This is a genomic window from Serinicoccus profundi (genome assembly GCF_008001015.1).
GTDB lineage: Bacteria > Actinomycetota > Actinomycetes > Actinomycetales > Dermatophilaceae > Ornithinicoccus > Ornithinicoccus profundi.
The window spans coordinates 2785897-2799214 of the sequence record NZ_CP042862.1 but is presented as its reverse complement, the minus strand read 5'-3'; the positions used below and the strand labels follow the sequence as shown (position 1 = coordinate 2799214).

Here is a 13318-nt window from a genome sequence, read left to right as displayed (position 1 = left end):
GCCTCGCGGCGGTCCGATCGGTCGGTCGATGTGTCAGGAGCCCACCTGGGCGAGTCCGCGGCCCTTGTCGGCGCCGCCCTTGATCCGGTCGCGGGCCTCCTGCTGGGAGGCGCCGGCGTCGTCGTCCGGGCCGCGGTCACGGCTGGAGCGACGCCGCAGCAGCCCCAACCCCGAGTGGGGGTGGTCACCGGGCCGCCCCAGGGCGGCGGTGACCCGGTCGAGGTAGATGGCGATGATGACGACGGAGAGGCCGGCCTCGATGCCCTGCGGTCCGTCGAGGGTGGAGATCGAGGCGACGACCTCCTTGCCCAGGCCGTCGGCCCCCGCGATGCCGGCGATGACCGCCATCGACAGCGAGAGCATGATCACCTGGTTGACGCCGGCCATGATCGTCGGCGTCGCGAGCGGCAGCTGGATCCCCCGCAGGATCTGACCGGGGGTGGCGCCGAAGGCGTGCCCGGCCTCGACGGTCTCGGAGTCCACCCCGCGGATGCCGAGCTCGGTGAGCCGGACGCCGGGCGGCAGCGCGAAGATCACGGTCGCGAAGATGCCCGGCACGACACCGATGCCGAAGAACACCACGGCCGGGATGAGGTAGACGAAGGCGGGCATCGTCTGCATGAAGTCGAGCACCGGGCGCACCACGGCGCTGACCCGGTCGCTGCTGGCCGCGAGGATGCCGATGGGGACCGCGATGAGGATCGCCACGAGCGTGGCGATGAGCACCAGGGCGAGGGTCTGCATCGCCGTGACCCACTGGTCCATGGCGACGATGAGCAGGAAGGTGACGACGGTGCCCACGGCCAGGGCCCAGGAGCGCACGAGGAGCCCGATGAGCGCGAACACCACGACGAGCACCAGGGCGGGGACCAGGATCAGCGCGTCGGTCACCGTCGTGACGAGCCAGTCGAGGACGGTGGACAGGAAGTCCAGCAGCCACCGGAAGTTGTCGTCGATCCAGTCGAGGGCGGTGTCGCCCCACTCACCGATGGGGATCCTGGGGATGATCGAGTCGTTCCCGTTCATGCCGCACCTCCGGTCGGCTGCAGGTCGGGGGTCTGCGGGGCGTTCGGCTCCGCCGGGCTGGTCCGCAGCGCGGCGAGCAGGGTGACGCGAGGTATGACGCCGATCACCTTGTCGCTCTCGTCGAGCACGACGAGGATCGGGTGCTCGGTGGCGCTGGAGAAGAGGTCCACGAGGTGGTCGTCGGCGCGAGCGATCCCGACCTGGTCGGCGGGGACGACGGTGAGCCCGCTGCCGTCGCGGACGGCGCTCGCGACGTCGCGCTCGTGCACCATGCCGGCCAGGGTCCGGTCGCGACGGACCACCGGCAGCACGCTCGTCTGGTGCTCACGCATGAGCTTGTGCGCCGTCTGCGGGCCCTGCTCCGCGCCGAGCACGGCGGCGGGCGGCTCCATGACGTTGGCGGCGGTGAGCACCCGGGTGCGGTCGACGTCCTGGACGAACTCCGCGACGTAGTTGTTGACCGGGTTGTTGAGGATCTCCTCCGCGCTGCCGACCTGCTCGATCCGGCCGTCGCGCATCATCGCGATCCGGTCGCCGAGGCGCATCGCCTCGTTGAGGTCGTGGGTGATGAACAGGATCGTCTTGCCGAGCTCGTGCTGCAGCTCGATGAGCTGGTCCTGCATGTCCCGGCGGATGAGCGGGTCGAGGGCGCTGAACGCCTCGTCCATGAGCATGACGTCGGTGCCGGAGGCGAGCGCGCGCGCCAGGCCGACGCGCTGCCGCATCCCGCCGGAGAGCTCGCCCGGCAGGGAGCCGCCCCAGCCGCCGAGCCCGACCATCTCCAGGGCACGGGAGGCCTGCTCCTCGCGCTCGGACCGGCCGACGCCGCTGATCTCCAGGGCGTAGGCGGCATTCTCGCCCACGGTGCGGTGGGGGAGCAGCGCGAAGTGCTGGAAGACCATGCTGACCTTCTCTCGCCGGACGCGCCGCAACTTCTCCCCGCTCAGCCGGGTGACGTTGTCACCGTCGATGGAGACGCTGCCGCTGGTGGGCTCCAGGAGCCCGTTGACCATCCGGATGAGGGTGGACTTGCCCGACCCGGACAGGCCCATGACGACGAAGATCTCGCCCTCCTGGACCTCGAAGGACGCGTCGATGACGGCAGGGGTCAGGCCCTGCGTGCGCAGGTCGGCACGGCTCGCGCCGTTCGTGAGCGCGTCGACCCCTCGTTGGGGTCGACGGCCGAAGATCTTGTAGAGATTCTGGGCAGAGATCGAGGCCACGGGGCTCCTCTGGCAGGTGGCACGGGCAACGGGCGTTGCGCTCGACCGTAGCAACGGGGGCGGCCCACGGCGTATACCAGAAGGGCGACTGGGCGTCATCGTGACGGGACTGTGACCTTCGCAACAACTCGGTCACGATCTGCGCGGCGCAGGAATGCGCCCGCCGCCGAGGAGCTCAGCGCAGCAGCGGTCCCAGCCAGCGCTCCGCCGTCGCGAGGTCCCAGCCCTTGCGGTCGGCGTAGTCGGCCACCTGATCGTCGTCGATCCGTCCCACCGCGAAGTACCGCGCCTCGGGGTGCCCCAGGATGAGCCCGGAGACCGCGCTGTTGGGGCTCATCGCGCCGTGCTCGGTGAGCGTCATCCCGGCCTGACCTTCGGCGTCGAGCAGCTCCCAGAGGGTGAACTTCTCGGTGTGGTCGGGCTGCGCGGGGTAGCCCGGCGCCGGGCGGATCCCGTCGTAGCGCTCCTTGATGAGCTCCTCGACCGGCAGGTCCTCCTCCGGCGCGTGGCCCCACAGCGTGGTGCGGACCTCGCGGTGCACCCACTCGGCGAAGGCCTCGGCCAGCCGGTCGGCCAGCACCTGCACCATGATCGCGCCGTAGTCGTCGTGCTGCTCGTCGCGCAGCTGCGCCGCGAGCGTGTCGGCGCCGTGGATCGAGACCGCGAAGGCGCCCACGTGGTCCTGCTCGGGGGCGACGAAGTCGGCGAGCGAGGCATACCCGCCCTGACGGCGCTCCTTCTGCTGCCGGAGGGTATGCAGCACCACCGGTCCGCCGTCGGTGTCCAGCACGATGTCGTCGCCGTTGGTGGCCCGGTGCGCCGGCCAGAGGCCGACGACCCCGCGCGGGGTGAAGAGACCCTCCTGCACGATCTGGCTCAGCCAGCGCTGGCCGTCCTCCCAGGTGGCGCGCGCCTGCTCGCCGACCTTGGGGTCCTCCAGGATGCGGGGGTAGGAGCCGCGCAGCTCCCAGGCGGTGAAGAACGGGGTCCAGTCGACGATCTCGACGAGCTCGGCCACCGTCGGCTCCACCACGCGGGTGCCGGTGAGCGTGGGCGTGGCGCCGACCGGGTCGGTGACCGCCCGGGTGCTGGCCCGCGCCTGGTCCAGCGGCACCAGCCGGACGTCCTTGGCGCCGTGCCGCTCGCGCAGCTCAGCGTAGGTGCCCGCGACCCGGTCGCGCAGCTTCTCCTCGTAGTTGATGGCGTCGGCGAGCACGCCGACGGCGCGGGAGGCGTCGACGACGTGGACGACGGTGCCCTCGTAGGCCGGGTCGATCTTGACCGCGGTGTGCGCGGCCGAGGTGGTGGCCCCGCCGATGAGCAGCGGGGTGGTGAGCCCGCGCCGCTGCATCTCGGTCGCCAGCGTGACCATCTCGTCCAGGCTGGGGGTGATGAGTCCGGAGACCCCGATGACGTCGGCGCCGATCTCGTCGGCGGTGGCGAGGATCTTCTCGGCCGGGACCATGACCCCGAGGTCGGTGACCTCGTAGCCGTTGCAGCCCAGGACCACGCCGACGATGTTCTTGCCGATGTCGTGGACGTCGCCCTTGACCGTCGCCATGACGATCTTGCCCTTGCTGTGCCCGCCGGTCTCGGCGGCCGCGGCCTCGAGGTAGGGGGTGAGGTGGGCCACGGCCTTTTTCATCACCCGGGCGGACTTCACGACCTGGGGGAGGAACATCTTGCCGGCGCCGAAGAGGTCGCCGACGACGTCCATCCCCGCCATGAGGGGGCCCTCGATGACCTGCAGGGCGCTGCCGAGCTCCTGGTAGGCCTCCTCGGCGTCCTCGACGGCATACGTGTCGACGCCCTGCACGAGCGCGTGCCGGAGCCGCTCGGCGACGGGCTGGTCGCGCCAGGCGAGCTTCGCGGCCGCGGCGGCGCTGCGCTCGCCCGGGGCGGCACCCTCACCCTCGGCCTTGATCCGCTCGGCGAGCTCGATGAGCCGCTCGGTCGCGTCCTCGCGGCGCGCGAGGACGACGTCCTCGACGGTGTCGCGCAGCTCGGGGTCGAGGTCGGCGTAGACCCCGAGCATCCCGGCGTTGACGATGCCCATGTCGAGCCCGGCCCCGATCGCGTGGAAGAGGAAGACCGAGTGCATCGCCTCGCGCACGGTGTTGTTGCCGCGGAAGCTGAAGGAGACGTTGGAGACACCGCCGGAGACGAGCGCGCCCGGCAGGTGCTGCTTGATCCACCGCGTCGCCTCGATGAAGTCCAGGGCGTAGCGGTCGTGCTCGCTCATGCCGGTGGCGACGGTGAGGATGTTGGGGTCGAAGATGATGTCCTGCGGCGCGAACGGCTCCGGCAGCGCCTCGCTCCCGGTGGTGAGCAGGTCGTAGGCCCGCCGGCACACGTCGATGCGGCGCTGGTAGGTGTCGGCCTGACCGGTCTCGTCGAAGGCCATGACGACGACCGCGGCGCCGTAGCGGCGCACCACCGCGGCCCGCCGCAGGAACTCCGCCTCGCCGTCCTTGAGCGACAGGCTGTTGACCACGCCCTTGCCCTGGATGCACCGCAGGCCGGCCTCGAGCACCTCCCAGCGGGAGGAGTCGATCATCACCGGCACCCGGGCGACGTCTGGCTCGCCCGCGAGCAGGTTGAGGAAGTGGGTCATCGTCTCCGGGCCGTCGAGCATGCCCTCGTCGACGTTGACGTCGACGATCTGCGCACCGGCCTCGACCTGCTGGCGCGCGATCGCGACGGCGGCGTCCCAGTCGCCCTCCTTGACGGCCTTCGCGAACTTCGGGCTGCCGGTGATGTTGGTGCGCTCGCCAACGTTGACGAAGTTGACGTCCGGGGTGAGGGTGAAGGCCTCCAGCCCGGAGGTGCGCAGGTATGCCGGGGGCTGGGGGGCGCTGCGCGGGTCGAGGTGCTCGACGGCCTCGGCGATGGCCCGGATGTGCTCGGGCGTGGTGCCGCAGCAGCCGCCGACGATGTTGATGAGGCCCTCGCGGGCCATGTCGCCGAGCACCTCGGCCATGTCCTCGGGGGTGTCGTCGTAGCCGCCGAAGGCGTTGGGCAGGCCGGCGTTGGGGTGGACGGAGGTCAGCGCGGTGCTGGCCCCGCCGAGCTCGCGCAGGTGGGGGCGCATCTCCTCGGCGCCGAGGGCGCAGTTGAGCCCGACCGAGATGAGGTCCATGTGCTCGGTGGAGACGGCGAAGGCCTCCGGGGTCTGGCCGGAGAGGGTGCGGCCGGAGGCATCGGTGATCGTGCCGGAGAGCATGACGGGGACCCGCGGGTGACCGGCGGCCTCGCGCGCGGCGAGCACGTCGGCGACCGCGTGCAGCGCGGCCTTGGCGTTGAGGGTGTCGAAGACCGTCTCCACCATGAGCAGGTCGGCCCCGCCCTCGAGGAGGCCCTCGGCCTGCTCGGCATACGCCTCGCGCAGCTGGTCGTAGGTGATCGCCCGGAACTCGGGGCGCTCGACGTCGGGGGAGAGCGAGGCCGTGCGGTTGGTCGGGCCGAGCGAGCCGACGACCCAGCGCGGGCGACCGGTCTGCGCCTCGACCTCGTCGGCGACCTCGCGGGCCACCCGGGCGGAGGCGACATTCATGGCCCGCGCCAGGTGGCCGGCCTCGTAGTCGGCCTGGGCGATCGTCGTCGAGGTGAAGGTGTTGGTCGTGAGCAGGTCGGCGCCGGCCTCGAGGTAGGACCGGTGGACCTCGGCCAGGACATCCGGACGGGTCAGCGCGATGAGGTCGAAGTTGCCCTTGAGCGTGATCTCCCGCAGGGGCGCCCAGGCGGGGTCGTCGCCCGGACCGTGGAAGTCCTCCTCCTCCAGCCCCACCTGCTGCATGAGGGTCCCGTAGCCGCCGTCCAGCACGAGGATGCGCTCGCGAGCGAGGTCGCGAAGGTCGGGGCGGGGAGTGGCAGACACCCTGAAGATTCTACGGTCGCGCGGGGTGGCTCACCGATTCCGACCCTGCACGCGGCGACCCGCCACCGTGGCCGCACCCTGGCCGCAGGACGTGCGGGCGGACCGGTGCGGCACCGCATACCGTGCGGCGTGCAACGTCGGCCGCGTCCCGCGGCGTCTGGAGGAGTATGACTGCCAGGATCGGGCCATGAGGCTCTTCGGCGCGGGTGCGGCCCAGCGCGCGGAGGCCGAGGCCTACGTCGAGCAGGCGATGCCCCGCCTGGTCGGTCTGGCGTTCGCGATGACCGGCCAACGGGCCGATGCCGAGGACCTCGTGCAGGACACCCTGGCGCTCGTCATCACCCAGTGGTCGCGGGTGCGCGAGGCGGAGAACATCGACGCCTACGTGCGTCGCACGATGGTCAACCGGCTCAGCTCGGTCAAGCGGCGCAAGGCCGCCTCCGAGGTGATCTCCCACGAGAGGGTGACTGCCGACTGGTCCGCCCCCTCGGCGGCCTCACCCGAGGGCGAGGTCGCCGCCCGCGACACCGTGCTGGCCCTCATCCGCCAGCTGCCCGACCGGCAGCGCGCCGTGGTGGCGCTGCGCTACTACGAGGACCTCGCCGACCGCGAGATCGCCCAGGCCCTCGGCTGCACCGAGCAGGCCGTGCGCAGCGCCGCGCACAGCGCGCTCACCAAGCTGCGAGCCCTGGCACCGCAGAGCTTCGGAGAGGAGGCCCCGCGATGACGCCCGACGAGCAGTCGCGCCCCAGCGACCGGCCCAGCATCGATGACCAGCTCCGCGAGGCGCTGGGCGGGCCCGCCTACGGCGAGACCTTCGACCACGACGCCCTCGTGGCCGGGGTCAAGAGGCGTGCCCGCGGCATCCGCCGGCGGCGCGCCGCGACGGCCGCGGTCGCGACGGCGGTGCTGCTGCCCACCCTGGCCGGCACGGGATGGGTGCTCGGCCACCGCCTCATGGAGTCCGGCGGCAGGGGGGTCGACGTCACCGTGGCCACCCGGACGCAGACGGCGTCGCCGACCCCGCTGCCCAGCCCGCAGCCCGACGACGAGGCCACCACCAGCGGGCCGGTGACGACCAGCCCGGTCGCCCCGACCCCGACCCCCACCGACCCCCCGTGGCAGTCCACCGAGCCGCCTGAGCCCGTCTCGCCCGACGACGGCACGGGACCCCTGTCCAACCGGATCGAGCTGCCGGACCCGCGGCCGGTCGGCATCGAGTTCCTCGACGCGTTCGGGGGGCCGGAGGGTGAGTTCGTCGGCCCGCGCCAGATGCCGCTGGGGACCTTCATGGCCGGCAACCTCGAGCCCGGCATCGAGCCGCACAGCGGTGTGCAGTGGTTCTACTACGACGACGGCAACGCCATCGACCAGGACTCCCTCGAGCTGATCATCACGGCCTGGGACGACGGGGCGGAGGCGATGGAGCTGGTCCGCGCCGGCAGCCCCGATCTCAGCGCCCGGTGGGTCGGTGACGGGGCCGAGGTGATCGACCCGCCGGAGCCGCTGCCCTGGCCCGGGCACGAGGACGACGACCACCTGCTCGTGGGGGTCGAGCAGGCCCTGCAGAGCGGCAGCACCCACCAGCTCGGCGGGGCCGTGGTCCGGCACGGCGACTACCTCGTCGGCGTGACGGTGCGGGCCTCGCCCGGCGACGGCGGGGTGGACACGCAGGACGAGGCGGTCGCGGCGGCCGCGGAGATCGCGCAGAAGACCGCCGACAACCTCGCCTACCTCGACCCCGAGGGTGGCGCCGAGCGATGAGCCCGTCCACCATCCGGGCGCTGGAGGAGCTGCTGCGGCGGGTCCTGCGCTCGCCGGGCCACGGCATCGACCCGGTCCCGCAGGTGGCGGCCGCCCGGGCCCGCGCCGCGACCTACCGCTACCGGCGCCGGACCCTCGTCGCGGTGGCGGTGGCCCTCGGGCTCGCCGCCCTCGCCCTGGGGTGGTTCTCCGGCCGGTCCGGACTCCTCGGCTGACCGCTCGGAGGGCCGGGTCGGCACCACGCGAGCCGATGCGGTGAGAGACTGGTCCGCGTCATGACTGCTTCGACGACGCGTCCCCTGACCGCCACCTACCGCCTCCAGCTGCACGCCGGCTTCACCTGCGCCGACGCGCAGCAGGTGCTGCCCTACCTGCACGCCCTGGGGGTCAGCCACGTCTACCTCTCCCCGGTGCTCACCGCCGTCCCCGGCTCCGAGCACGGGTATGACGTGCTCGACCACACGCAGATCAACCCCGAGATCGGCGGACGCCCCGGGCTGGAGGCGCTCGCCGACGCGGCGCACGACCTCGGTCTCGGGGTGGTCGTCGACGTCGTGCCCAACCACATGGCGCTCGTCGCCCCGCTGTGGCGCAACGCCCCGCTGTGGGAGGTGCTCCGCGACGGCCAGACCGCCGCCCGGGCGTCGTGGTTCGACGTCGACTGGGCGCACCTCGGCGGGCGCTTCGGGCTGCCCGTCCTCGGCGAGGACCTCGAGGCCGTCCTGGCCCGGGGGGAGATCACCCTCGGCACCGGCGGGCCGGACGAGGGCCCCGCCGCCGGCCAGCCGGTGGCCCGCTACTTCGAGCACGTCCTGCCGCTCGCGCCGGGCACCGACCGCCTGGCCGAGGAGCACCCCGAGGGGGCCGCGTCGCCGGCCGCCGTGCGCGCCGTCCTCGACGCGCAGCGCTGGCTGCTGGCGTCGTGGCGCGACGCCGCCGACGTCCTCAACTACCGCCGCTTCTTCGAGGTCGACGGGCTCATCGGGGTCCGCGTCGAGCAGCCCGATGTCTTCGCCGCCACCCACGAGCTGCTCCTCGACCTGCACCTGGGGGGCGTCATCGACGGCTTCCGCATCGACCACCCGGACGGGCTGGCCGACCCCACGGCATACCTCCAGCAGCTGCGCGACGTCACCCGGCCCGGCACCCCGGTCTGGGTCGAGAAGATCCTCGAGGGCGACGAGCGGCTCCCGGCCGCCTGGGCGTGCGCCGGCACCACCGGCTACGACGCCAACGCCGCCCTCTCCGCGGCCCTCGTCGACCCCACGACCACCGATGTCGTGAGCGCCACGTGGGCGCGGACCGGGGGCGAACCCGACCTGCACGCCGAGGTCGAGCGCTGCAAGCGGCTGGCCGCGACCGAGCTGCTGCGCCCCGAGGTCGCACGGCTCATGCGCCGGGCCGTGCAGGCGCTGCCCCGTCACGACGAGGCCCGCCTGCACGACGCCCTCGTCGAGCTGCTCGTCTCGGTCCACGTCTACCGCGCCTACGTCCGCCCCGGAGCCACCCCGCTCGAGCAGGACGAGGCGATGGTCGCTCCGCTGCTCACCGGGCAGGAGCGCGCCCGCGCCGCCCGCCCCGACCTGCGTGAGGAGATCGACGCGCTCGTCGCCGTGCTGGCCGACCCGCAGGGGTGCGCCACCGACCCGGCGGCCGCCGCCGACCTGTGCGTGCGCTTCCAGCAGACCACCGGCCCGGTCATGGCCAAGGGCATCGAGGACACCGCGTTCTACCGCTGGCACCGCCTCGTGGCCCTCAACGAGGTGGGCGCCGACCCGGCCGTGGGGCTCGACGCCGCCCGCGGGGTGGCGACGCTGCACGCCTGGGCGACGCACCAGGCGGAGCACTGGCCGAGCGGCATGACGACGCTCTCGACGCACGACACCAAGCGCAGCGAGGACGTCCGCGCCCGGATCCTCGCGGTCTCCGGCGACGGCGAGGCCTGGGCCCGCGTCTCGGAGCGGGCCCTGGAGGCCGCGCGGCGGCACGGGGTGGACGGCGAGACCGCCCACCTCATCTGGCAGACCCTCGTCGGGGCCGGGAGGGTCGACGGCGAGCGCCTGGAGACCTACCTCACCAAGGCCATGCGCGAGGCCAAGCTGCACTCCACGTGGACCGAGCCGGACACCGCCTACGAGGAGCGCGTCCTCGCCCTGGCCGAGGAGATGCTCGCCGGGGGAGAGGTGGCCGAGGCGATCGCGGCCGCCGTGCGCGACAACGCCCCGACGATCCGGACCCTCACGCTGGCGCAGAAGATCCTGCAGCTCACCCTCCCGGGCGTGCCGGACACCTACCAGGGCTCGGGCGTCGTCGACCTCTCGCTGGTCGACCCCGACAACCGCCGCCCGGTGGACTACGAGGAGCGGGTCGAGCGGCTGCGCAGGCTGGACGCCACCGGGTGGACCGGCGATCTCTCCGACGAGGTGCTGTGGGTGACCTCGCGGGTGCTGCGGCTGCGGGCCTGGCTGCCCCACGCCTACGGGCCGGGCGCCGACTACGCCCCGGTCGAGGCCGGGGAGCACGTGCTCGGCTTCCTGCGCGGCGGGGTCGCCGCGACCCTCACCATCCGGGCCCCACGCGCGCTCGGCGCCGCGGGCGGGCTCGGTGACCAGCGCATACCCCTGCCGTCGGACCTCTGGGTCGACGCCCTCACCGGGGCCGAGCACCCGGTGGGTGAGGCCGAGACCGGGCCCCTGGCCGCCGACGTCTTCGCCCAGGGGCCGGTCGCGCTCCTGGTCCGCGCCACCGACCTCCAGGAGGGCAGCCGATGAGCCACCACGACGTCCGCCTCTGGGCGCCCGACGCCGAGCACGTCGACCTCGTCCTGGGAGCCGACGGCTCGACCCGCATCCCCCTGCGCGCCGGCGAGGACGGCTGGTGGTCGGCGACCGACGGCACCCTCGACCCCGGCACCCTCGCCCCCGGCAGCCGCTACGCCTTCGCCGTGGACGGCGGGTCGCCCGTGCCCGACCCGCGCTCCCTGCACCAGCCGGACGGCGTGCACGCCCCCAGTGCCGTCGTCGACACCGCGGCCTTCGCGTGGACCGACGAGACGTGGACCGGGGTGCCGATGGAGCGCGCCGCGGTCTACGAGCTGCACGTCGGCACCTTCACCCCGGAGGGGACCTTCGAGGCCGCCATCGGGCACCTCGACCACCTCGTCGACCTCGGCATCACCGTGATCGAGCTGATGCCGGTGGCGGCCTTCCCCGGTCGGCACGGCTGGGGCTACGACGGGGTCGCGCCGTATGCCGTCCACGACGCCTACGGCGGGCCGCAGGGCCTGGCCCGTCTGGTCGACGCGGCGCACGCCGCCGGGCTCGCGGTCTGGTTGGACGTCGTCTATAACCACCTCGGCCCCAGCGGCAACTACCTGCGCCAGACCGGGCCCTACTTCACCGACCGGCACCACACGCCCTGGGGCGAGGCGGTCAACCTCGACGGGCCGGGCAGCGACGGGGTGCGGGCCTACCTGCTCGACAACGCGCGCCTCTGGCTGGAGGACTACCACCTCGACGGCCTGCGGCTGGACGCCGTCCACGCCCTGCACGACGAGCGGGCGGTGCACCTGCTGGAGGAGCTCGCTGCGCTGGCCGACGAGATCTCCGGGCGCACCGGGGTCCCCCGGTCGTTGGTCGCCGAGTCCGACCGCAACGACCCGGCGACGGTCGCGCGGCGCGGTCCCGGCGGCGCCGGTGGCGTGGGGCTGCACGGGCAGTGGGCCGACGACGTCCACCACGCGCTCCACGTGCTGCTGTCCGGGGAGTCGCAGGGCTACTACGCCGACTTCGCCGACGCCGACGCGATCGTCAAGGTGCTCGGTCGCACACCCTTCTTCCACGACGGCACCGTGTCGAGCTTCCGCGGCCGGGTCCACGGGCGACCCGTCGACCTGGAGGTGACCGAGCCGTGGCGCTTCGTCGCCTCCCTCCAGACCCACGACCAGATCGGCAACCGGGCCGTCGGGGACCGCCTGCACCACGGCATACCGGCCGGGCGGCACGCGGTCGGGGCGGCCCTGCTCCTCACCGCCCCGTGGTCGCCCATGCTCTTCATGGGTGAGGAGTGGGGCGCCTCGACGCCGTGGCAGTACTTCACCGACCACGAGGAGGAGTGGCTCGCCGAGTCGATCCGCGAGGGTCGGCAGGCGGAGTTCGCCGAGCACGGCTGGTCGGGCGAGGTGCCGGACCCCCAGGACGTCGGGACCGTGGCGGCCTCGACGCTGGACTGGGCCGAGGTGGGCGAGGCGTCGCACGCGCAGATGCTCGCGTTCTACCGCGCCCTCCTGCACTGGCGGCGCGACACCCCGGCCGCCGACCGCGGGACCGTCGGGGAGGTCACCCGGGAGCCGGACGGCACCGGCGGCGAGCTGCTCACCGTCGTGCGCCCGGGCGTCGCCCTGCTGGCGCGGCTCGGTGGGGAGGGTGAGGTCTCCCGCGCCCTGCCCGGCCGCGACGAGGTCCGGTCGGCGACGCAGGAGACGATCGCCGCCTTCGGGGCGCGACTCGGGGAGCCGGGCTCCGGCGAGGTCGGCCTCGACCCCGACGGCGTGGTGGTGGTCCGGCGATGAGCGAGGAGTCGAAGCGGCCCTTCCACCGGCCGACGCTGCGCCCGCCGGACCGGCTCGAGGACACCTCCGACGGGGTCGACCCCCTCGAGGTGGCGGAGGCGGCGCACCGCAGCGCGGAGCTCGTCGTCGGGCGCGGTCGCGCGGAGTCGGCCGGGGACAGCGAGCTCGCCTCGCGACTGGTCGGGCTCGTGGGTGAGGTCGGTCTGGCCACCGTCGCCCAGCTCTGGTCGGACCGGCCCGCCCGCAGCCTGCCGGGGGCGTTGTGGCGGCTCTACCTCCTGCACGAGTGGGTGCTGCGGCAACCGGCCGAGGTCGGTCGGCAGTTCGCGACCGGGGCAGGGCACGCGGAGGTCTACCAGGCCATCGCCGGGGTCGCCGACCCGCCCGAGCCCGACGCCCTGCGGCACCTCACCGAGCAGATCCTCGGCGGGGTCTTCACCGGAGACTTCGCGATCGCCCTGGAGCGGGCCAGTGCCTTCTGCCACGTCATGGCGGTGGGCCTCGCCGACCCCGTGGCCGACGACATCCCCAGCGAGCAGGTCACCCGCGCCGCCCGGCTGCGGGACACGGCCGACGACCTCAGCGCCTGCGCCCGCCTCTGGCGCCTCGGCGACCTGCACTAGGGCGGGCGTCGCCCCGGCCGATCCTGTGCGTCCGCGCAGGGGTGATGCCCCCTGAGTTGGGGAACATCGAGCAGAGGCGTACCGTTGACGACTGCGTGCCGGGCCGCGGCAGCCCCGGGCTCCAACACACGCCGCTTCGAGCGGCCTCGCGCCGTGAGGCGCTCCCGGCCCGGCACGCTCTTTGTCCTCCTCCCGCGTCACCGCCCGTGGGGATGCCCTGCGCCCGTCGGTATGC

9 protein-coding genes are annotated in these 13318 nt (G+C 73.6%); 6 read left to right on the top strand and 3 right to left on the bottom strand.

The annotated features are described in order from the left end of the window. Nucleotides 1-33 precede the first annotated feature (33 nt). The 3 genes from FA582_RS12985 to metH all read right to left on the bottom strand — a co-directional run bounded on the left by FA582_RS12985 (nt 34) and on the right by metH (nt 6126). Entirely contained in the window at nt 34-1026 is a 993-nt protein-coding gene (locus FA582_RS12985) for an ABC transporter permease (RefSeq protein ID WP_010149017.1), read from the bottom strand. Then, nucleotides 1023-2249 (bottom strand): quaternary amine ABC transporter ATP-binding protein, encoded by a 1227-nt coding sequence (locus FA582_RS12980; protein WP_010149018.1) that lies wholly within the window; start codon nt 2247-2249, stop codon nt 1023-1025. The genes FA582_RS12985 and FA582_RS12980 overlap by 4 nt, the downstream gene beginning before the upstream one ends. 175 nt (nt 2250-2424) lie before the next feature. Continuing rightward, nucleotides 2425-6126 (bottom strand): methionine synthase, encoded by a 3702-nt coding sequence (metH, locus tag FA582_RS12975; RefSeq protein ID WP_010149019.1) that lies wholly within the window; start codon nt 6124-6126, stop codon nt 2425-2427. A 187-nt stretch (nt 6127-6313) separates the two neighbouring features. On the opposite strand from metH, the gene FA582_RS12970 reads away from it, so the two are divergent. Genes FA582_RS12970 through FA582_RS12945 form a run of 6 tightly spaced genes read left to right on the top strand, consistent with a single transcriptional unit; the run spans nt 6314 to nt 13083 of the window. Then, entirely contained in the window at nt 6314-6853 is a 540-nt protein-coding gene (locus FA582_RS12970; protein WP_010149020.1) for a sigma-70 family RNA polymerase sigma factor, read from the top strand. Beyond that, the gene (locus FA582_RS12965) at nt 6850-7890 is read left to right on the top strand and encodes a hypothetical protein (RefSeq protein ID WP_010149021.1); all 1041 of its coding nucleotides are present in this window, start codon (nt 6850-6852) and stop codon (nt 7888-7890) included. Before FA582_RS12970 ends, FA582_RS12965 begins: the two co-directional genes overlap by 4 nt. Further along, entirely contained in the window at nt 7887-8105 is a 219-nt protein-coding gene (locus FA582_RS12960) for a hypothetical protein (protein WP_010149023.1), read from the top strand. The genes FA582_RS12965 and FA582_RS12960 overlap by 4 nt, the downstream gene beginning before the upstream one ends. Nucleotides 8106-8165: 60 nt before the next feature. Further along, nucleotides 8166-10661 (top strand): malto-oligosyltrehalose synthase, encoded by a 2496-nt coding sequence (gene treY, locus FA582_RS12955; RefSeq protein WP_010149025.1) that lies wholly within the window; start codon nt 8166-8168, stop codon nt 10659-10661. Next, on the top strand, nt 10658-12460 hold the full coding sequence (treZ, locus tag FA582_RS12950) for a malto-oligosyltrehalose trehalohydrolase (RefSeq protein ID WP_010149026.1): 1803 nt from the start codon (nt 10658-10660) through the stop codon (nt 12458-12460). The genes treY and treZ overlap by 4 nt, the downstream gene beginning before the upstream one ends. Then, nucleotides 12457-13083 carry a hypothetical protein gene (locus tag FA582_RS12945; protein ID WP_010149027.1) on the top strand — a complete coding sequence of 209 codons (627 nt, stop codon included), beginning with the start codon at nt 12457-12459 and terminating at the stop codon, nt 13081-13083. The genes treZ and FA582_RS12945 overlap by 4 nt, the downstream gene beginning before the upstream one ends. Nucleotides 13084-13318 lie beyond the last annotated feature (235 nt).

What these genes read in the sequence shown, in the direction of transcription:
- FA582_RS12985 (WP_010149017.1), bottom strand. Translation starts at nt 1,026, where the DNA reads ATGAACGGGAACGACTCGATCATCCCCAGGATCCCCATCGGTGAGTGG.
- FA582_RS12965 (WP_010149021.1), top strand. Translation starts at nt 6,850, where the DNA reads ATGACGCCCGACGAGCAGTCGCGCCCCAGCGACCGGCCCAGCATCGAT.
- FA582_RS12945 (WP_010149027.1), top strand. Translation starts at nt 12,457, where the DNA reads ATGAGCGAGGAGTCGAAGCGGCCCTTCCACCGGCCGACGCTGCGCCCG.
- treZ (WP_010149026.1), top strand. Translation starts at nt 10,658, where the DNA reads ATGAGCCACCACGACGTCCGCCTCTGGGCGCCCGACGCCGAGCACGTC.
- FA582_RS12960 (WP_010149023.1), top strand. Translation starts at nt 7,887, where the DNA reads ATGAGCCCGTCCACCATCCGGGCGCTGGAGGAGCTGCTGCGGCGGGTC.
- treY (WP_010149025.1), top strand. Translation starts at nt 8,166, where the DNA reads ATGACTGCTTCGACGACGCGTCCCCTGACCGCCACCTACCGCCTCCAG.
- FA582_RS12970 (WP_010149020.1), top strand. Translation starts at nt 6,314, where the DNA reads ATGAGGCTCTTCGGCGCGGGTGCGGCCCAGCGCGCGGAGGCCGAGGCC.